Source organism: Streptomyces sp. NPDC042346 (assembly GCF_055581845.1).
On record NZ_JBVJEH010000004.1, the window covers coordinates 460,188 to 480,070 of the forward strand.

17 protein-coding genes are annotated in these 19,883 nt (G+C 71.9%); 10 read left to right on the forward strand and 7 right to left on the reverse strand.

Annotated elements, in window-relative coordinates; translation table 11 throughout:
• The first annotated feature begins 64 nt into the window (after positions 1-64).
• Positions 65-364 (forward strand): hypothetical protein, encoded by a 300-nt coding sequence (locus tag ACZ6K0_RS20075; protein ID WP_376397630.1) that lies wholly within the window; start codon positions 65-67, stop codon positions 362-364.
• 40 nt (positions 365-404) lie between these two features.
• On the opposite strand, the gene ACZ6K0_RS20080 is transcribed toward ACZ6K0_RS20075, so the two are convergent.
• Positions 405-1,208, reverse strand: a complete 804-nt coding sequence (locus ACZ6K0_RS20080; RefSeq protein ID WP_376397633.1) for a carbon-nitrogen family hydrolase — start codon at positions 1,206-1,208, stop codon at positions 405-407.
• A 155-nt stretch (positions 1,209-1,363) separates the two neighbouring features.
• Between ACZ6K0_RS20080 and ACZ6K0_RS20085 the strand changes: the two genes are divergently transcribed.
• Entirely contained in the window at positions 1,364-2,191 is an 828-nt protein-coding gene (locus ACZ6K0_RS20085; RefSeq protein WP_376397637.1) for a maleylpyruvate isomerase family mycothiol-dependent enzyme, read from the forward strand.
• Between the two features lie 87 nt (positions 2,192-2,278).
• Here the strand turns inward: ACZ6K0_RS20085 and ACZ6K0_RS20090 are convergent, their stop codons facing one another.
• From ACZ6K0_RS20090 to pdhA, 5 genes are all read right to left on the reverse strand, one after another.
• Entirely contained in the window at positions 2,279-3,625 is a 1,347-nt protein-coding gene (locus ACZ6K0_RS20090; RefSeq protein WP_376397640.1) for an MFS transporter, read from the reverse strand.
• Positions 3,622-4,263: a GntR family transcriptional regulator gene (locus tag ACZ6K0_RS20095; RefSeq protein ID WP_469231187.1), complete on the reverse strand. Its 642-nt coding sequence runs from the start codon at positions 4,261-4,263 to the stop codon at positions 3,622-3,624. Before ACZ6K0_RS20095 ends, ACZ6K0_RS20090 begins: the two co-directional genes overlap by 4 nt.
• Before the next feature lie 235 nt (positions 4,264-4,498).
• Positions 4,499-5,920, reverse strand: a complete 1,422-nt coding sequence (locus ACZ6K0_RS20100) for a dihydrolipoamide acetyltransferase family protein (RefSeq protein WP_469231494.1) — start codon at positions 5,918-5,920, stop codon at positions 4,499-4,501.
• A 31-nt stretch (positions 5,921-5,951) separates the two neighbouring features.
• A complete protein-coding gene (locus ACZ6K0_RS20105) occupies positions 5,952-6,932 on the reverse strand; it encodes an alpha-ketoacid dehydrogenase subunit beta (RefSeq protein ID WP_376397646.1) in 981 nt (326 codons plus the stop codon).
• Between the two features lie 2 nt (positions 6,933-6,934).
• The gene (gene pdhA, locus ACZ6K0_RS20110) at positions 6,935-8,128 is read right to left on the reverse strand and encodes a pyruvate dehydrogenase (acetyl-transferring) E1 component subunit alpha (protein WP_376397649.1); all 1,194 of its coding nucleotides are present in this window, start codon (positions 8,126-8,128) and stop codon (positions 6,935-6,937) included.
• A gap of 341 nt (positions 8,129-8,469) precedes the next feature.
• Between pdhA and ACZ6K0_RS20115 the strand changes: the two genes are divergently transcribed.
• From ACZ6K0_RS20115 to ACZ6K0_RS20125, 3 genes are all read left to right on the forward strand, one after another.
• A complete protein-coding gene (locus ACZ6K0_RS20115) occupies positions 8,470-9,129 on the forward strand; it encodes a response regulator (RefSeq protein WP_376397652.1) in 660 nt (219 codons plus the stop codon).
• Between the two features lie 144 nt (positions 9,130-9,273).
• Positions 9,274-9,774 carry a pyridoxamine 5'-phosphate oxidase family protein gene (locus ACZ6K0_RS20120; protein WP_376397655.1) on the forward strand — a complete coding sequence of 167 codons (501 nt, stop codon included), beginning with the start codon at positions 9,274-9,276 and terminating at the stop codon, positions 9,772-9,774.
• Positions 9,775-9,789: 15 nt separating this feature from the next.
• Positions 9,790-10,806: a phosphotransferase gene (locus tag ACZ6K0_RS20125; RefSeq protein ID WP_376397658.1), complete on the forward strand. Its 1,017-nt coding sequence runs from the start codon at positions 9,790-9,792 to the stop codon at positions 10,804-10,806.
• A gap of 46 nt (positions 10,807-10,852) precedes the next feature.
• Here ACZ6K0_RS20125 and ACZ6K0_RS20130 read toward each other — a convergent pair whose 3' ends face one another.
• Positions 10,853-12,487 (reverse strand): protein kinase domain-containing protein, encoded by a 1,635-nt coding sequence (locus tag ACZ6K0_RS20130; RefSeq protein WP_469231190.1) that lies wholly within the window; start codon positions 12,485-12,487, stop codon positions 10,853-10,855.
• A 279-nt stretch (positions 12,488-12,766) separates the two neighbouring features.
• Between ACZ6K0_RS20130 and ACZ6K0_RS20135 the strand changes: the two genes are divergently transcribed.
• The 5 genes from ACZ6K0_RS20135 (at position 12,767) to ACZ6K0_RS20155 (ending at position 19,853) form a co-directional block, all read left to right on the forward strand.
• Positions 12,767-14,437, forward strand: coding sequence for a protein kinase domain-containing protein (locus ACZ6K0_RS20135; protein ID WP_376397664.1), 1,671 nt, complete (start codon positions 12,767-12,769; stop codon positions 14,435-14,437).
• A 139-nt stretch (positions 14,438-14,576) separates the two neighbouring features.
• Positions 14,577-15,362 (forward strand): hypothetical protein, encoded by a 786-nt coding sequence (locus tag ACZ6K0_RS20140; RefSeq protein WP_376397667.1) that lies wholly within the window; start codon positions 14,577-14,579, stop codon positions 15,360-15,362.
• 95 nt (positions 15,363-15,457) lie between these two features.
• On the forward strand, positions 15,458-16,138 hold the full coding sequence (locus tag ACZ6K0_RS20145) for a PadR family transcriptional regulator (RefSeq protein ID WP_376397670.1): 681 nt from the start codon (positions 15,458-15,460) through the stop codon (positions 16,136-16,138).
• A 113-nt stretch (positions 16,139-16,251) separates the two neighbouring features.
• Positions 16,252-16,986, forward strand: coding sequence for an ABC transporter ATP-binding protein (locus ACZ6K0_RS20150; protein WP_376397672.1), 735 nt, complete (start codon positions 16,252-16,254; stop codon positions 16,984-16,986).
• Positions 16,983-19,853 carry an ABC transporter permease gene (locus ACZ6K0_RS20155; protein WP_376397675.1) on the forward strand — a complete coding sequence of 957 codons (2,871 nt, stop codon included), beginning with the start codon at positions 16,983-16,985 and terminating at the stop codon, positions 19,851-19,853. The genes ACZ6K0_RS20150 and ACZ6K0_RS20155 overlap by 4 nt, the downstream gene beginning before the upstream one ends.
• Positions 19,854-19,883: the final 30 nt, after the last annotated feature.

The window sequence follows — 19,883 nt, forward strand, 5'->3', positions numbered from 1 at the left end:
ACCGCGTCCGGGTGTCGAGGGTGCGTACCGAACGGAGCGCCTGCCCGGTCGGAAAGGCCGCGTCATGCGCATGCTGCTGAAGGTTCAGATGGACACCCAGACCTCCAACGAGGCCATCAAGCAAGGCACTCTGCAGAAGATCATGGAAGCCTCGATGGAGGAGCTCCGTCCCGAGGCGGCCTACTTCGGCGCCGAGGACGGCTGTCGGACCGCCTACATCTTCTTCGACCTCGCCGACCCGTCCCAGCTGCCGAAGTTCTCGGAGCCCTTCTTCCTCCAGCTCGGCGCCAAGGTCTCCTACCGGCCGGTCATGAACCGCGAGGACCTTGCCAAGGGCCTCGCCGCGCTCATGCCCGGCAGCTGACTGCCGACTGCTGACTAGCGGGTAGGTCGGGCCCGCCCGCTCAGGGCCGGCGGACGCGCGGCGCCGCGAGGCCCAGGACCCGGTCCTTGAGGGCCGGGAACTGCTCGCGGGTCGCCGTCACCTTCTCCGGGTCGAGGACGACCCGCAGGATCTCCTCGTCCGGGCCCGCCTCCGCGAGGACCTCGCCCCACGGGTCGACGACGATCGAATGCCCGGCCTGCTCGACGCCCGCGTGGGTGCCGGCCGTGCCGCAGGCGAGGACGTACGCCTGGTTCTCGACCGCGCGGGCCCGGGCGAGCAGCGTCCAGTGCGCGCGGCGGCGGGCGGGCCAGCCGGCGGGGACGACGAACGCCTGGGCGCCCGCGTCGACGAGGCCGCGGAAGAGCTCGGGGAAGCGCAGGTCGTAGCAGGTGCCGACGCCGAGGGTGAGGTGCGGCAGGTCGACGGTGACCAGGTCCTCCCCCGCCGCCATCAGCACCGCCTCGCCCTTGTCGAAACCGAAGCGGTGGATCTTGCGGTAGGAGGCGGCGAGTTCACCGTCGGGGGAGAGGACGAGCGAGGTGTTGTAGAGCGCGCCGCCCTCCGCCTCGACGAACGAGCCCGCGTGCAGCCAGACCCCGGCGTCCCGCGCGGCCTCCGCCATCGCCCGGTGCGTCGGGCCGTTCAGCGGCTCGGCCTCGGCGGCGAAGGACTCGTATGCGAAGGCCCCCATGGGCCACAGTTCGGGGAGGACGACGAGGTCGGCGTGGCCGGATTCCTCCCGTACGAGACGGGCCACGCGGGCCCGTCGGGCGTCGACCGGTTCGTCCGGGTCTACCGCGATCTGGATCAGCGAGGCGCGCACACTACCACCGTCCTGGCATTCGAGCCGTCAACACCGGCCTACGATCGTCACACGAAAGCACTGCCGGGGTGCCTTCGGGCAGCGTAACTTAGCGTCCGAGCCTCCCACCCAGTCGTGTTTTCAGCCCGCGCACCGAAGAACCGCCGAGGGGTCCCGTGACCGTCCATCCCAGCCTCCAGAACTACGCCGACGCCTGGACCCATTCCATCGAGGCGATAGCCGAGCTGGTGCAGCCCCTTGTGGAGGGCGAGTGGAACCGGCCGACGCCGTGCATCGGCTGGTCGGTGCGGGACATCGTCTCCCATGTCATCGGCATGGAGACGGAGATGCTCGGCGATCCGCGCCCGATCCACTCCCTGCCGCGCGACCTGTACCACGTACGCAGTGACTTCGCCCGCTACACGGAAGTCCAGGTCGATGTGCGGCGGCACCACACCGCGCCGGAGATGACCTCGGAGCTGGAGTACATCCTCATCCGCCGGGCCCGGCAGCTCCGCAACGAGAACCGCTCCCCCGAGCACATGATCCGCGCTCCCCTCGGCGCCGAGCAGTCCCTCGAACTGGCCTACCGGATGCGCGCCTTCGACGTGTGGGTGCACGAGCAGGACCTGCGGGTCGCGCTGGGCACGCCGGGAAACCTGGACTCGGCCGGGGCACACGTCACGCGGGACGTGCTCCTGGAGGCGCTGCCGAAGGTGGTCGCGAAGGACGCGGGGGCGCCCGCATCCTCGGCGGTGGTGCTCGACGTGACCGGCCCGGTGGAGTTCCTGCGGACGGTACGGGTCGACGCGGAGGGCCGGGGCTCGATCGACGGGGCGCCCTCGCTGGGACCTGCGGTGACGCTCGCGACGGACTGGGAGACGTTCGTCCGGCTCGCCTGCGGGCGCGTCCGGCCGGCCGACGTCGCCGACCGCATCAAGACGGAGGGCGACGAGGGCCTGGCGCGGGCGATCCTCGACAACTTCGCGGTGACGCCCCGCTGAACCGCCAGGCCGCCGGTACGTGCCTATGCCGGTAGGTGCCGACGCCGGTAGGTGCCTACGCCAGTACGTGCCTGCGCCGGCATGTTCCTACGCCGGTACGTGCACGGCCTCCACGCGGCTGGCGACGAGCCGCTCCCGCTCCCTGCGGTGGGTACGGGCCTTGAGGCGCAGGATCTGCACGACGCCGAACGCCTCCAGGACGAAGACGGACGAGAACGCGATCCGGTAGTTGCCGCCGGTCGCGTCGAGCAGGATGCCGACGGCGAGCAGCGTCGTCATCGAGGCGACGAAACCCCCCATGTTGACGATCCCCGAGGCCGTGCCCTGACGCTCCGGCGGATTGGCCGGGCGCGCGAAGTCGAAGCCGATCATCGAGGCCGGTCCGCAGGCCCCGAGGACCAGGCAGAGGGTGATCAGCAGCCACATCGGGGCGTGGTCGCCGGGGTACGCGAGGGTGGTGCCCCACAGCAGCGCGGTCGCCGCGACCGTACCGAGGGCGAGCGGGGCGCGGGCCGTGTGGTGGCGGGCGATGATCTGCCCGTACGCGAGGCCGACGACCATGTTGGAGAGCACGACCAGGGTCAGCAGCTCACCGGCGGTGCCCCGGGACAGCCCCTGCGCCTCGACGAGGTACGGCAGCCCCCACAGCAGCAGGAACACCATGGCCGGGAACTGGGTCGTGAAGTGGACCCACATGCCGAGCCGTGTGCCGGGCTCCCGCCACGACTCGGCGATCTGGCGGCGGACGTAGGCGGCGCCCGCGTGCCGGGCGGGCTCGGGCTCGTACCCCTCGGGGTGGTCCTTGAGGAAGAGCAGCAGCAGGACGAGGACGAGGACGCCCGCGAGCGAGCTGCCGACGAAGGTGGTCGTCCAGCCGAGGCCGTGCAGGGCGCGGGCGATGAAGACGGTCGAGACGAGGTTGCCCGCCATGCCGAAGAGGGCGGCGACCTGGCCGATGAGCGGGCCGCGCCGGGCGGGGAACCAGCGGCTGCCGAGCCGCAGGACGCTGATGAAGGTCATGGCGTCGCCGCAGCCGAGGAGCGCGCGGGAGGCGAGCGCCGTGCCGTAGGTGGGCGAGAGCGCGAAGCCCAGCTGGCCGAGGGTGAAGAGCGTGACGCCGATGGCCAGGACCTTCTTGGTGCCGAGCCGGTCGACCATGAGCCCGACGGGTATCTGCATGCCCGCGTAGACGAGCAGCTGGAGGATGGAGAAGGTCGAAAGCGCCGAGGCGTTGACGTCGAAGCGGTCGGCGGCGTCGAGTCCGGCGACGCCCAGGGACGTGCGGAAGATGACGGCGACGAAGTAGACGGCGACGCCGACGCCCCAGACGAGGGCGGCGCGGCGGCCGCCGGGCGGGTCGCCGGGGAGGGTGACGGCGGAGCCGTACCCGTTCTGGCTGCCGCGAACCCGCCCCTTCCGCTTGTCGGGGCTCATCGGTCCTCTCCCCGGACCAGGACCTTGACCCAGCTGAGGTGCTGGCGGACGCAGGCGGCGGCGCCCTCGACGTCGCCCGCGCGGATCCGGTCGAGGATCTCGGCGTGCTCGGTGATGTTCTTGGCGATCCGGTCGGGCTGGGACTGCATCACGGCGACGCCCATGCGGAGCTGGCGGTCGCGGAGCTGGTCGTAGAGGCGGGAGAGGATCTGGTTGCCGGCGTGGCGGACGATCTCGGCGTGGAAGCAGCGGTCGGTGACCGCGACCTCCGCGAGGTCCCCCGCCTCCGCGCGCCGCTTCTGCTCCTCCAGGAGCTCTTCGAGCCGCTCGATCAGCGCGGCCGACGCGGGCACGGCCCGGCGGACCGCGAACTCCTCGACGAGCAGCCGGGTCTCGACGACGTCGGCGATCTCCTGGGCGGAGACGGCCAGGACGAGGGCGCCCTTCTTCGGGTAGAGCTTGAGCAGCCCTTCCATCTCCAGCTTGAGCAGGGCCTCGCGGACGGGGGTCCGGGACACCCCCACCGCGAGTGCGAGCTCCCCCTCGGTGAGGAGGGTGCCACCTTCGTAACGACGGTCGAGCACCGCCTGCTTGACGTGCATGTAGACGCGGTCTGCGGCTGGGGGTGCGGATGCCATGCGTACAGCTTAGATACAACAAGGGTGCAACAGGAGCCGCCGTCCAGGATGCGGACGGGCGCCTCTGTGGATCCCGACGTCGCAGATCCATGCCGCACAACGAAACATCCGGTGGCGGCAGATGCCACCACCGGATGTCGTCACCGGATGTTTCACGTGAAACGGGCGAACCCGCCTACCGCATCGGGGAGATCGGGCCCAGGCGATAGCCGCTCAGGCCCAGGCGATGAGCCGCTCAGCCCCGGGTGATGAGCCGCTTCGGCTGCTCCAGGATCGCCGCGATGTCCGCGAGGAACTTCGAGCCGAGCTCGCCGTCGACCAGGCGGTGGTCGAAGGAGAGCGCCAGCGTCGTGACCTGACGCGCCTTCACCTTGCCCTTGTGGACCCACGGCTGGAGCTTGATCGCACCGACCGCGAGGATCGCGGCCTCGCCGGGGTTGAGGATCGGCGTACCGGTGTCGACGCCGAAGACGCCGACGTTGGTGATGGTGAAGGTGCCGCCCTGCATGGCCGCCGGGGTCGTCTTGCCCTCGCGGGCGGTGGCGACCAGCTCGCTCAGGGACTTCGAGAGCTCGGGCAGGGTCTGGGCGTGCGCGTCCTTGATGTTCGGCACGATCAGACCGCGCGGGGTGGCCGCGGCGATGCCCAGGTTCACGTACTGCTTGAGCACGATCTCCTGCGCCGCCTCGTCCCAGGCCGCGTTGATGTCCGGGTTCCGCTTCACCGCGACCAGGACGGCCTTGGCGATGAGGAGCAGCGGGTTCACCCGCAGGCCCGCCATGTCCTTGTCGGACTTCAGCTCCTCGACCAGCTTCATCGTCCGCGTGATGTCGAACGTCACGAACTCGGTGACGTGCGGCGCGGTGAAGGCCGAGCCGACCATCGCCGCCGCCGTCGCCTTCCGCACACCCTTGATGGGGATACGGGTCTCCCGGGCGTCCGACGACACCACGGCCGCCGCGACGGGAGCCGGGGCCTGGGCCGGAGCCTGGGCCGGGGCGGCCACGGGGGCCGGGGCCGCGACGACCGGCGCGGGGGCGGGAGCCGCCGCCGCGTGGACGTCCTCGCGGGTGATGATGCCGTCCGGGCCGGTCGGGGTGACCGTCGCCAGGTCGACGCCGAGGTCCTTGGCGAGCTTCCGGACCGGCGGCTTGGCCAGCGGCCTGGCCGCGGCCGGAGCGTGCCCGTTGAGCTGCTCCGGTACGGAGGCGAGGACCGGGGCGGCCGTCACAGCCGCCGGGGCGGTGCCCGCCGGCGCCTTGCGCGGGCGGCGCTTGGTGGAGCTCGCGGCCACGCCGTAGCCGACGAGGACGGGCTGACGGCCCTTGGGCTCCTCGTCCTCGACCGCCGGGGCGGCCGGGGCCGCCACGACCGGGGCGGCCTCGGCCACCGGAGCGGCCTGCGCCGCCGGCGCCTCGGCCGCGGGGGCGTCTCCGCCGCCGACGTTCACCGAGATGATGACCTGGCCGACGTCGACCGTCGTCCCCTCGGAGAAGCGCAGCTCGTGCACGGTCCCGTCGAAGGGGATCGGCAGCTCGACGGCGGCCTTGGCCGTCTCGACCTCGCACACGACCTGTCCGTCGGTGACCGTGTCACCGACCTGGACGTACCACTTGAGGATCTCGGCCTCGGTGAGGCCCTCGCCCACGTCGGGCATCTTGAATTCGCGGATCGTCACGGTGCTCTCCTCAGTACGCCAGCGAGCGGTCGACGGCGTCGAGCACCCTGTCGAGGCCCGGCAGGTACTCCTCCTCCAGGCGCGCCGGCGGATACGGCGCGTGGTAGCCGCCGACCCGCAGGACGGGGGCCTCCAGGTGGTAGAAGCAGCGCTCCGTGATCCGGGCGGCGATCTCCGCGCCGGAGCCGAAGAACACCGGAGCCTCGTGGACGACGACCAGGCGGCGGGTCTTCTCGACCGAGGTCTGGATCGTGTCGAAGTCGATCGGGGAGATCGAGCGGAGGTCCACGACCTCGATCGACTTGCCCTCCTCGGCGGCGGCCTCGGCCACCTCCAGGCAGGTCTTCACCATCGGGCCGTAGGCCACCAGCGTGAGGTCCGTGCCCTCGCGGGCGACCCGCGCCTTGTGCAGCTCGCCGGGGATGGCCTCGGTGTCGACCTCGCCCTTGTCCCAGTAGCGGCGCTTGGGCTCGAAGAAGATGACCGGGTCGTCGCTCTGGATCGCCTGCTGGAGCATCCAGTAGCCGTCGGAGGAGTTCGCCGGGGTGACGACCTTGAGGCCCGCGACGTGCGCGAAGAGCGACTCGGGGGACTCGGAGTGGTGCTCGACGGCGCCGATGCCGCCGCCGTACGGGATGCGGATGACGACCGGCATCTTCACGGTGCCGAGCGAACGCGCCCGGATCTTCGCCAGCTGCGTGACGATCTGGTCGTACGCCGGGAAGACGAAACCGTCGAACTGGATCTCCACGACCGGCCGGTAGCCGCGCAGCGCGAGGCCGATCGCGGTGCCGACGATGCCGGACTCGGCGAGCGGGGTGTCGATGACACGGTCCTCGCCGAAGTCCTTCTGCAGACCTTCGGTGATCCGGAAGACACCGCCGAGCTTGCCGACGTCCAGGCCCATGATGAGGACCTTGGGGTCGGTCTCCAGGGCCTTGCGCAGCGACTCGTTGAGCGCCTTCGCGAGGGGAAGCTTCTGAACAGCCATGATTACTCGGCCTCTCCGTTCGCGAAGGACGCCTGGTAGGCGGCGAACTCCGCGCGCTCCTCGTCGACGAGCGCGTGCCCGTCCGCGTACACGTTGTCGAAGATCGCCATGTGCTCCGGGACGGGCATGGCGCGCACGACCTCGCGGACCTGCTTGCCGAGGGCCTCGCTCTCCGCCTCCAGCTCCTCGAAGAAGGCCGCGTCGGCGTGGCCCTCGTTCTCCATGTACGTCTTGAGGCGCTGGATCGGGTCCTTCGCCTCCCAGGCCTCGCGCTCCTCGTCCCGGCGGTACTTCGTCGGGTCGTCGGAGGTGGTGTGGGCGGCCATGCGGTAGGTGAACGCCTCGATGAGCGTCGGGCCCTCGCCGCGGCGGGCGCGCTCGAGCGCCCAGCGGGTGACGGCCAGGCACGCGAGGACGTCGTTGCCGTCGACGCGGACGCCGGGGAAGCCGAAGCCGGCGGCACGCTGGTAGAGCGGGACGCGGGTCTGCTTCTCGGTGGGCTCGGAAATCGCCCACTGGTTGTTCTGGCAGAAGAACACGACGGGGGCGTTGTAGACCGCGGAGAACACGAACGACTCGTTCACGTCGCCCTGGCTCGACGCTCCGTCGCCGAAGTACGCGAGCACGGCGGAATCCGCGCCGTCCTTGGCGATGCCCATGGCATAGCCCGTGGCGTGCAAGGTCTGCGAGCCGAGAACGATCGTGTACAGGTGGAAATTGTTGGTGCTGGGGTCCCAGCCGCCGTGGTTCACGCCACGGAACATTCCCAGCAGATTCGTCGGGTCGACCCCGCGCACCCAGGCGACGCCGTGCTCGCGGTAGGTGGGGAAGACGTAGTCGTCGTCCCGGAGAGCGCGGCCGGAGCCGATCTGCGCGGCCTCCTGGCCGAGCAGCGAGGCCCACAGGCCCAGCTCGCCCTGGCGCTGGAGGGACGTGGCCTCGGCATCGAAGCGACGGGTGAGGACCATGTCGCGGTAGAGACCGCGCAGTTCCTCGGCGCTCAGGTCGATGTCGTAGTCGGGGTGCTGGACGCGCTCTCCCTCGGGCGTCAGCAGCTGGACGAGCTCGGGCTCCGTCGCTACCGCCTCGGCGCGCGTGCTCGTCTTCTTGGTGGTGCTCGTGCTCGCGCTTGCGGTGCGCTTGGTGCCGCTGCTGCGTCGCGTCGTCTTGCGCGCTGCAGTGCTCTCCACGGTCACGTGCGTGCTCCTCCGTCGGTCCGGCCTCCGGGTTCGCCGGTAGACCAGTGCGGCTCTCCGCCTTATCCGTACCCTTCGCACGGGGTGGGTGCGATGCGGCCGGGGTCGGGCGTGACAGGTGCCCCGGCGAGAGCCCTGTTCTAGGCACGTTACCCACAGCGCGGCATTCCCGCGAAACCCCACTTGACCTGCGATTTTGCTTGGATTTCCAAGTAAATCGAGAAAAGTGGGAACAGTCGCTGGTCAGCGCGTCGGCAACGGCCAGAGGGGCCGCCGGAACATCCGGCACGTTATCCCGCGCACCCCGGGCGCGGGAAGAGCCAATATGTGAGACTGACCAGGTGCGCGAAGAAGGAAAAATCCGGGTATTTCTGCTGGACGACCACGAAGTCGTCCGGCGCGGCGTCCACGAGCTGCTCTCCGTGGAAGACGACATCGAGGTGGTCGGCGAGGCCGGGACGGCGGCAGACGCGCTGGTCAGGATCCCTGCGACCCGACCCGACGTCGCCGTGCTCGACGTCCGGCTGCCGGACGGCAGCGGTGTGGAGGTGTGCCGTGAGATCCGATCGCAGGACGAGGACATCAAATGCCTGATGCTCACCTCGTACGCCGATGACGAGGCGCTGTTCGACGCGATCATGGCCGGGGCCTCGGGATACGTCCTGAAGGCCATCCGGGGCAACGAACTGCTGAACGCCGTGCGGGACGTGGCGGCCGGCAAGTCGCTGCTCGACCCGGTCGCGACCGCCCGCGTCCTGGAGCGGCTGCGTGACGGCAACAACCCGAAGGGCGACGACAAGCTCGCCAACCTGACCGACCAGGAGCGCAAGATCCTGGACCTGATCGGCGAGGGCCTGACCAACCGGGTCATCGGCGAGCGGCTCCACCTTGCGGAGAAGACCATCAAGAACTACGTCTCCAGCCTGCTGTCGAAGCTGGGCATGGAGCGGCGTTCACAGGCTGCGGCGTACGTGGCCCGGCTCCAGGCCGAGCGCCACTGAGGCCCGCGCGGCCCCGGCGCCTCCCGTGCCTCACCCGTACGGAGCAGCCCGGGGCCGACGGCCAGGATTCGGGACCTACGTCCCCATGAAGGCGGGGCAGGGGCCCCTTTTCCGACACACTGCCGGTGCCGGAGAGTGGAAGCCATGTCCACCGAGGAGATCCGCGCCATCGAGTTGCTCGGCCGAGTGTCGTACGGCCGGGTGGCGACGAGCATGCGGGCGATGCCCTTCGTCGCACCCGCCCGCCACATCGTGACCGACGGACGCGTCCTGATCCGGATGCACCGAGGACTCGGCTACCACCGCGCCTGCAACGGCAGCGTCGTCGCGTACGGCGCGGACAACTTCAACACCGGAGCCCAGAAGATCTGGTCCGTGCAGTTCACGGGCACGGCGGAGATCGTGGAGCCGACCGAGGAGCAGCTCGCGGCCTTCGGGCCCGAGCCCCGGGCCGTGGACGACGAGCCCTTCGACCCGGTCTACCTGCGGATCGAACCGCAGTTCGTGACCGTGCACGAGCTCGACTACACGGACGGCCGGCCCGCCGGGTCCTCCGGCCGCCCCGTCGAGCTGCACTCCACGGACCACTCCACGGAGCGCCCCCTGGACCACTCGTTGGAGCGACACCTCCACCACGTAGCGTGATCTAACATCTGCGGAGTGCCGCGCTCATCTGCAACCCTCGCTCCGCCCGTCGGCGTCCTCCTTCGCCGCTACGCGGCCGCGGGCGAGCCGCTCTCCTGCGAACCCGTGGCCCAGGGCCTCCTGAACCGCGGCTACCGCCTCTCCACCACGCGCGGCCGCTACTTCCTCAAGCAGCACCTGGACGCCCCCACCGCCGACCGCGCCACCATCGTCCGGCAGCACCGCGCCACCCAGCGCCTGCACGCCCTGGGCCTGCCCGTGGCCCCGCCGCTCGCCGACAGCCGGGGCCGTACGGTCGCGGTCGTCGACGGCCTCTGCTACGCCCTGCACCCGTGGATCGACGGCCGGCACCGCGACGGCACCCAGCTCTCCACCGGCGGCTCCCGCCGCCTCGGCGCCCTCCTGGGACACGTCCACACCTGTCTGGAGCGGGTCATGGAGTCCCCGCCGCCGGGCGGCGAGCACGAGAGCGCCCGTCCCGAGGACACCTTCCACGCCATCGAGGAGCTGATCCGCCTCGCCCGCGCGCACCGGCCCCACGACAGCTTCGACGCGCTCGCCGAGCACCGGCTGCGGGAGCGCCGCCGGCTGCTCGCCCAGCACGCCCACCACCGGCCGCCGCCGGCCGCCGCGTCCGGCTGGGTGCACGGCGACTTCCACCCGCTGAACCTGCTCTACCGGGGCGCCGAGCCCGCCGCGATCGTCGACTGGGACCGCCTCGGGGTCCGCCCGCGGGCCGAGGAGGCGGTCAGGGCGGCCGCCATCTTCTTCGTACGGCCCGGGGGCGAGCTGGCCCTGGAGAAGGTGCGGGCGTACGCGCGGGCGTACCGGCGGGCGACGGGCGCCGACGGTGCCGAGCTGGCCGCGGCGGCGCACCGGGTGTGGTGGGAGCGGCTCAACGACTTCTGGACCCTGCGCTGGCGCTACCAGCTGCACGACCGAAGGGCCGACCCGCAGTTTCCCGCGGTGTCGGCCCTGGCGGTCTGGTGGACCCGTGAGTACGACGCCGTGCGTGACGCCTTCGCCGGCTGAGCGGGCGGAAGGCGCCGTGCACCCCACGGGACACGGCGTCCGGCGGTCAGCCGGCCGTGGTGGCGCCGCCCGTCGGCGGGTTGTCCGGGTTGCCGCCGTCGTCGGTGGGGTCGCCGGTCGGGTCGACCGGCGGCTCCGTGGTGCCCGTCGGATCCGTCGTCGGCTCGGTCGCCGGGTCCGTCGTCGGAGGCTCGGTCGTCGGAAGCTCCGTCGTCGGGTCCGTCGTCGGAGGCTCGGTCGTCGGAGGCTGCGTGGTCGGCGGCTGCGTGGCCGGCGGCTGCGTCCACGGCGGCTGCGTGGCGCCGCCCCCGGTCGACGTGTCCGGGTCCTGCGTCTGCTCGTCCTCGGTGGAGGGCTCGTCCGAGGGGGTGGGCTCCTCGGAAGCGGTCGACGGCGAGTTGGAGATCGACGACTTCGTCGGCGTGGGCGTCCCCGCCTCGCCGTCCTTCGCCTTGTCTATGGCGTACACGACACCCGCGACGACCGCGATCAGCGCGAGCGCGATGAAGAGGGCCAGCTTGCCGCGGCCGCCCCGGCCGCCGCCGTTCGAGCCGTACGCCCCGTCCTGGCCGTAGCCGCCCGTGCCGCCGTCGTAGCCGCCGTACCCGCCGACGCCCCCGTCGTCCGGGTTCATCTGCGGAAGGATCCGGCCCTGCGCGGTCTCGCCGTGCGTCGGGTGACCCATCGCGGTCGTCGCGGCCATCCCGCCGACGGGCGTGTGCCCGCCGTCGTGCATGTCGACGGGACCGGTGTTCCACGTGCCGACGTGGCCGCCCTGCTGCTGGAGCATCTGCAGGCTGTACTGGATGAGCCCGCGCATCTCCTCGGCGCTCTGGAACCGGTCGTCCGGGTCCTTCGCGAGGGAGCGCATCACCAGGCCGTCGAGCTCCGGCGGCACGCTCGGCGTCACCTCGGACGGCGGGACCGGCGCGTCCTGCACGTGCTGGTACACGACGGAGAGCGGCGTCTCACCCGTGAAGGGGGGCCGCAGCGCGAGCAGTTCGTAGAGCAGGCAGCCCGTCGCGTACAGGTCGGAGCGGTGGTCGACGGCCTTGCCGAGCGCCTGCTCCGGGGAGAGGTACTGCGGGGTGCCCATGACCATGCCGGTCTGCGTCATCGTCGACTGCGCGCCGTGCAGGGCACGGGCGATGCCGAAGTCCATGACCTTCACCGCACCGCTGTGCGTGATGATCACGTTCGCCGGCTTGATGTCGCGGTGCACGATGCCGTGCTGGTGCGAGTACGCCAGCGCCTCCAGGACGCCGGAGACGATGATGAGCGCCTGCTCGGGGCCTGGTGCGTCGGCGCTGATCAGCAGGTCACGGATGGTGCGGCCCTCGACCAGCTCCATCACGATGTACGGCACGGGCCGGCCGCCCACGAGGTCCTCGCCTGAGTCGTACACGGCGACGATGGCGTGGTGGTTGAGCCCGGCGACCGACTGCGCCTCACGGGTGAAGCGCGCCTTGGAGACCGGATCCTCGGCGAGATCGGCGCGGAGGAGCTTCACCGCCACCGTGCGCCCGAGGCGCACGTCCTCGGCGGCGAACACCTCGGCCATGCCGCCGCGGCCCAGACGGTGCGTCAGCCGGTAGCGTCCGTCGCCGACGACACCACCGACGCCCCACGATTCCGCTGCCGCGTCCGGCACACCGCCACCTGCTCCGGATTCGGGTGCCATCAGTCCTCGCCGTCGTCTGTCGTGCCGTGTCCAGTCGTCACGCTACAGGCTCCGTACGACATCACGGTCCGCGGTTGACCGGCCATCCAACCCCGTCCACGTACACCTGTGCAAATTCGACGGGTTTCCCCGGACACTTCCGGAACGCTTCGCCGAGGCGACCTGTGCAGAGGGTCACGGAACGGGCACGCGGCTTGACGTGTCGGTGCCCTGGGGCAGACTTGGCCAGGAAAATTCCGGAATTCGACGCCGCCACGCGCGCGTATGGGGGAAGCACAGATGAGCCAGGACGGCGCACAGGGCCGCTATGCGGGCGGTTCGGTAGCGGGCGGCCGGTACCAGCTGCGCGACCTCCTCGGCGAGGGCGGCATGGCGTCGGTGTACCTGGCCTACGACAGCGCCCTCGACCGGCAGGTGGCGATCAAGACCCTGCACACGGAGCTCGGCCGGGAAGCGTCGTTCCGCGAGCGGTTCCGGCGCGAGGCCCAGGCCGTCGCAAAGCTGTCGCACACGAACATCGTCTCGGTCTTCGACACCGGCGAGGACACCCTCGACGGCGCCGTCATGCCGTACATCGTCATGGAGTACGTGGAGGGGCAGCCGCTCGGCTCGGTCCTCGCCTCGGACGTGCGGCAGTACGGCGCGATGCCCGCCGACAAGGCGCTCAAGGTCACGGCCGACGTGCTGGCCGCCCTGGAGGTCAGCCACGAGATGGGCCTGGTCCACCGGGACATCAAGCCGGGCAACGTGATGACGACCAAGCGCGGCGTGGTCAAGGTCATGGACTTCGGCATCGCGCGGGCCATGCAGTCCGGGGTCACGTCGATGACCCAGACCGGCATGGTCGTCGGCACCCCTCAGTACCTCTCCCCCGAGCAGGCCCTCGGCCGCGCGGTGGACGCCCGCTCCGACCTCTATTCGGTCGGCATCATGCTCTTCCAGCTGCTGACGGGCCGCCTCCCCTTCGACGCCGACTCGCCGCTGGCCATCGCGTACGCGCACGTACAGGAGGAGCCGGTCGCCCCGTCCACCGTCAACCGCGCGGTGACGCCGGCGATGGACGCGCTCGTCGCCCGGGCGCTGCGGAAGAACCCGAACGAGCGGTTCCCGAGCGCCGCGGCCATGCGCGACGAGTGCCTGCGGGTGCTCTCGGCCGGTCAGACCGGTGCCCCGATGATCGTCCAGGGCGGTCCCGTCAGCAGTGGCTCGGGCGTCGGCTCGGCGGTCTTCCCGCCGATCGGCCAGACCCCGCCGTCGGCCCCGCAGCCCGGCCCGCACGGCGTGCAGCAGCCGTACCTCCCGCCGACGCCGCAGCCCGGACCGTACGGCCCGGCGACCCCGGCGCCCGGCCCCTCCTACGGGTATCCGCAGCAGGCCCCGACGCCCGCGCCGGTCTACCAGACCGCGCCGACCCCCTCGCCGTACGCCCCGGGCCCGATGCACACGCCGGCTCCCGTGCCCGCTCCCGCCCACGTCCCGACGGGCGGCGGCTCCCGCCGGAACACCCCCGTGCTCGTCGGCGCCGTCCTCGTCGCGCTCCTCGCGATCGGCGGCCTGGTCTTCGTGCTCAACCAGAAGGACGACCCGGGCACGAACGCGGGCGGCACGGGCGGCGGCACCGGCGGCACGGAGCAGACCGAGACGGCGAAGCCCGGGCACAAGGGCCCGGACCTGACCAAGGCCATCGACGTCAAGAAGTGCACCCAGCCCTCGGAGTCGAGCGACGACCCCGCCAAGTTCGAGGTCCCGAACTTCACGTACAAGAACATCGTGTCGGTGAAGGCCTGCATCCAGGCGGCCGGGTGGAAGATCACGACCCAGCGCCCGGTCGACGAGGCGACCTACGGCGAAGGAACGGTCCTGGAGCAGTACCCGCCGGCGGGCGAGGACATCACCGACGAGGACGCCGAGTTCACCCTCAACATCTCCACGGGCAACCCGCCGCAGTAGTACGGACGGCTGGTGGGCACGGCCGCACGGCCGTGCCCCCACCCCCACCCCCACCGACCCCGTCCCGGATGCCGGAAGTGTCCCGGCATGTGACGCTGAGTCGACACCTCGGCGGCTCGGTACGGGAGGGGGTCACCCGGTGACTCCAGCACTCCGCAGGGCACGGGCGCGGGCCCTCGGCCCCGCGTTCGCCTGCACGTTCGCCTGCGCGTTCGCCCTCTGTGCCGCGCCCCTGGCGTACGCGGCGGAGGCCCCCAGCGGTACGCGCGTGGTCGCGCCGACCACACCCCCCGCGCCGCCCCCGCCGACCACCCCGGCCACCCCGTCCGGGCCCACCGCACCGACCGGGCCGCCCACCACGGAGACCGCGCCCTCCACCGCGACGCCTTCCGGCCCCGCCACGCCCCCCTCCACCCCCGCCCCCGGGACCGGCTCCGCCTCGCCCGGGCGCACCGGCGTCCCCGGCACACCCGTCCCCCCGGCGCCCGCGCCGACCGGCACCGCCCCGTCCTCCGCGACCGGCGCGCCGAGCGCCACGCCCACCGACGCCCCCGCCCCCAGCGGCTCCGCCTCCCTGGCGGGCCGGCCGGCCGCCGAGGGCCACCCGCGGCCCGGCCGCTCCGAGACGGCGCCCGCCGGGACGCCGAGCCCCACACCTCCGTCGCCCGGCCCCCCTCGTACCAGGACGGCAACAGACTCCGGCGCGGACGAGGCCGTCGAGGAGGACGTCGAAGCGGTACGCGAGGAGGACGAGGTCCTGACCGAGGTGGCGCCCGCGACCCGGCCCGCCGCCGCGCCCGGGACGGCGGCCGAGGCCGTGCCCACCCTCGTCGACCAGCGGATTCCCGTCCTCACCCTGGGGGTGGGGCTGGCCCTGATGGGCCTCGGGATCGGTTTCCTGGGGCTCCGTATGCGGCGCCGCTGAGCCGTCCCGATCGCCGGGGTCCCCCTTGAGTCGGACTTTCCGCTTCCGTCTCAGGACGGTTGTCGGGGAGCACATACTCGGTATACATACTGAGTATGTCGATCCGCCACGGGCTCCTCGCCCTCCTCGAACGCGGCCCTCGCTACGGCTCCCAGCTCCGTACGGAGTTCGAGTCCCGCACGGGTTCCACCTGGCCGCTCAACGTCGGCCAGGTCTATACGACCCTGAACCGGCTGGAGCGCGACGGCATGGTCGCGCAGGGGGGCCAGGACGAGGCGGGGCACGCGCTCTACGCGATCACCGAGGCCGGCCTCGCCGAGCTCAGGACCTGGTTCGAGAAGCCGGTGGACCGCACCAGCCCCGCCCGTGACGAGCTGGCCATCAAGCTCGCCATGGCCGTCGGCGCACCCTGCGTCGACATCCGCGACGTCATCCAGTCCCAGCGCCGGCACACCGTGAAGGCGATGCAGGACTACACCCGGCTCAAGGCCCAGGCGCTCGTCGCCGTCGAGAGCGGGGGTGCGCGGGAACGGGACGACGTGGCCTGGCTGCTCGTCCTGGAGCAGCTGATCTTCCAGACCGAGGCCGAGGCGCGCTGGCTGGACCACTGCGAGGCCCGGCTGATCCGCCTGTCGGCGACGGCGGCTTCCACGCCCACGCCCAAACCCGCACCTGCACCCGCACCCGCGTCGCCGCCTGCTCCTCTCTCGACTCCGGCTCCGGCTCCGGCTCCCGCCGACGCAAGCACCACGACGACCACGGGCAGGGCGCGCTGACCGCACGGTCGCGCCCCGCCCCGTACCGCTGTCGCACCACCTTCCACCGCTCGCTTTCCACCGCTCGCTCCGTACCCGGCCGACCGCCGCGTACGTCCAAGGGGGACCCCTCCATGTCCACACAGCAGCCCGTGCTGCAGCTCCAGAACCTGACCCGTGTCCACGGCTCGGGCGCCACCGAGGTGCACGCCCTGCGCGGGATCGACCTCGCCGTGTACCCCGGTGAACTCGTCGCCGTCATGGGCCCGTCCGGCTCCGGAAAGTCCACGCTCCTCACCATCGCCGGCGGCCTGGACACCCCGACCTCGGGTCATGTGATCGTCGAGAACACCGACATCACCACCGCGAGCGTCAAGGAGCTCGCCGCCCTGCGCCGCCGCAGCATCGGGTACGTCTTCCAGGACTACAACCTCATCCCGGCGCTCACCGCCGCCGAGAACGTCGCCCTGCCCCGCGAGCTCGACGGCACCTCCGCCCGCAAGGCACGCGTCGAGGCCCTGGCCGCCCTGGAGGAGATGGGGCTCGGCCACCTCGCCGAGCGCTTCCCCGACGAGATGTCCGGCGGCCAGCAGCAGCGCGTGGCCATCGCCCGCGCCCTCGTCGGCGACCGCCGTCTCGTCCTCGCCGACGAGCCGACCGGCGCCCTCGACTCCGAGACCGGCGAGTCCGTGCTCGCCCTGCTCCGCTCCCGCTGCGACGCGGGCGCCGCCGGTGTCCTGGTCACCCACGAGCCGCGGTTCGCCGCCTGGGCCGACCGCGTCGTGTTCCTGCGGGACGGCGCGATCGTCGACCAGACCGTGCGCAGCGAGGCCGACTCCCTCCTCTCGGGCCAGGTGGCGGAGGCGTGAAGACCTGGTTCCACTCCTGGCGGGCCGCGATCCGCATCGCCCGCCGCGACGCCTGGCGTTCCAAGGGCCGCAGCGCCCTCGTCCTCGCGATGATCGCCCTGCCCATCCTGGGTGTCAGCGGGCTCGATCTGACCTACCGCAGCTCCGAACTGTCCGCCGCCGAGAAGGCGGAGAGGTCGATGGGCACGGCCGACGCGATATTCCGGGACTCCGATTCCGAGGGTGTTCCGATCCTCCAGGACCCGCTGGGCGAGATGTACACGCCGGTCAAGGACTACAAGAACGAGCCCTGGCCGAACGGCCCCACCGACGTCACCAAGGCGATCCCGGCGGGTTCCACGGTCCTCACGGACCGCTCCGGCGGTGCGAAGCTGACCACGGCTCACGGTCTGCTGTCCGCCGAGGTCCGTGAGCTGAAGGCGTCCGACCCGGTCACCCGCGGCATCACGACCCTGCTCGACGGGCGTTTCCCGGAGAAGAACGACGAGGTCATGGCGACCTCGCACTTCCTGGAGGTCAGCGGTCTGTCGGTCGGATCGACCCTTTCCGCCCGCAACTTCGACCGTACGTATCGGATCGTCGGCTCCTACGAACTTCCCGACGCGCTCGCCGTCGACCAGGTCAACGCCCTGCCGGGCGCCTTCCTCACCGCGTACGCGACGGCGGTCGAGAAGTCCGGTCTGCCGAAGCCCGACACCTCCACCACGTACCTGGTGAAGGCGTCCGGTGGTTTCACGTGGAACACCGTCCAGCAGATCAACACCAAGGGCGTGGTCGTCACCTCGCGGGCCGTCATGCTCGACCCGCCGGCCGAGTCCGAGGTGCCGCTGTACGCGAAGGACGGCTGGGGCACGTACGACTCCAGCCCGGCGTCCGACGCCGCCGCGCTCGCCGCCCTCGCCACTGTCGTCGGCCTGGCGATGCTGGAGATCTGCCTCCTCGCCGGACCGGCCTTCGCGGTCGGCGCCCGCCGCTCGCGCCGCCAGCTCGGTCTGGTCGGGGCCAACGGCGGTGCCCGCAGCCACATCCGGGCCATCGTGCTGAGCGGTGGTCTCGTCATCGGCGTCGCCGCGGCCGTCGTCGGCACGGTCCTCGCCGTGATCCTCACGCTGCTGCTGCAGCCGGTCCTCGAAGACGTGATGAACCAGCGGTTCGGCGCCTTCGACATCCGGCCGCTCGAACTGCTCGGCATCGCGCTGCTCGCCGTGCTGACCGGTCTGCTCGCCGCCATCGTCCCGGCGATCACGGCCTCCCGGCAGACCGTCCTCGCCTCGCTCACGGGCCGGCGCGGTGTCCGCCGCAGCAGCCGCGTCCTGCCCCTGATCGGCCTCGCGGCCATTCTGCTCGGCGTCGCCCTCGCGCTCCTCGGCTCGACGGTGACCGAGTCGTTCATGATCGTCGCGGGCGGTTCCGCCATCGCCGAGCTGGGCGTCGTCGCCATGACCCCGGCCCTGGTGGGCCTCTTCGGCCGGTCCGGACGCTGGCTGCCGCTCTCCCCGCGGCTCGCGCTGCGGGACGCCGTCCGAAACCGGGGGCGTACGGCACCGGCCGTCGCCGCCGTCCTCGCCGCCGTCGCGGGCACGGTCGCCGTCTCCACCTTCATGGCCAGCAGTGAGGCCCAGCAGAGGGCCTCGTACGAGGCCAGGCTGCCGCACGGGGCGGTCTCCGCCTACGTCCTGGAGGAAGGCGGCCGGGACGTCCCCGCGGTCCGCGACGCCGTCCAGCGCCTCCTCCCCGTCGACGTCCGCGCCGACGTCGAGCGGGTCTCGGTCGGCAAGCCCGGCTGCTCCCTGTGGGGCAACGGCCCGGGCTGCGGCCGGTACGAGGTCATGATCCCGCCGGCGAACGAGTGCCCGATGTACGGCACCTCCCTGCCCGGCGGCACCGACCCCAGCGAGAAGTACACCCCCGAACAGCGCCGGAAAATGCTCGCCGAGGACTGGCGGTGCAACCAGTCCTCCGGCGGCGGCTGGGTCTTCGTCGACGCCGGTCTCCTCGTCGGCGACGCGAAGCTCCTCCAGGTCCTCGGCATCGACGACCCGGGTGCCGTGAAGGCCCTCGCCGAAGGCAAGGTCGTCACCTTCTCCCGGACCGAGATCGCCAAGGACGGCACCGTCGGGATCAAGCAGATCACCGACATCGCCGCCGCCGACAAGGCCTCCGAGAAGGGCCTGCCCGCACCCGGCAAGGTCAGCAGGATCCCCGCCTACATGGTGCCCGGGGACAAGGAGTCCTACGGCGTCAACGTGGTGATGACCCCGGCCACCGCCAAGGCCGCCGGTCTGTCCACCGTGCCCGCGGGCTCGTACTTCAGCACCGAGCGGATGCCGGACAGCGAGCAGCGCCAGAAGCTCGACGGCGAGCTCGCCAAGCTCGGCAGCAACGTCGAGCTGCACGTCGAGGAGGGCTTCGTCAGCGACGACAGCCTCTTCCTGATCGCGCTGGCCGTCTTCGCCGGCCTCGTCACCATCGGCGCCGCCGGCATCGCCACCGGTCTCGCCCAGGCCGACGCCGAGGCCGACCTGAAGACGCTCGCCGCCGTGGGCGCCCCGCCCCGGGTCCGCCGTACGCTCAGCGGCTTCCAGTGCGGAGTCGTCGCGGCGATGGGCGTGATCCTCGGATCGGCGGCCGGGGTGCTGCCGGCGATCGGGCTCCGGCTCACCGAGGAACGCGAGGCGGTCCGCTACTACGAGCAGGCCATCGCGGAGGGCTGGGACAGCGGCCTGTCGGGCCCGCCGTACATCCCGATCGTCATCCCCTGGGAGACGCTGGCCGGTCTCCTCGTCGCCGTACCGCTCGGCGCCGCGCTCCTCGCCGCGCTCGTGACCCGCTCGCGCGGCGCACTGGCCCGGCGCGCGGCGACCTGACAGACCCGGCCCGGCCGGTCCGTTGCGTTC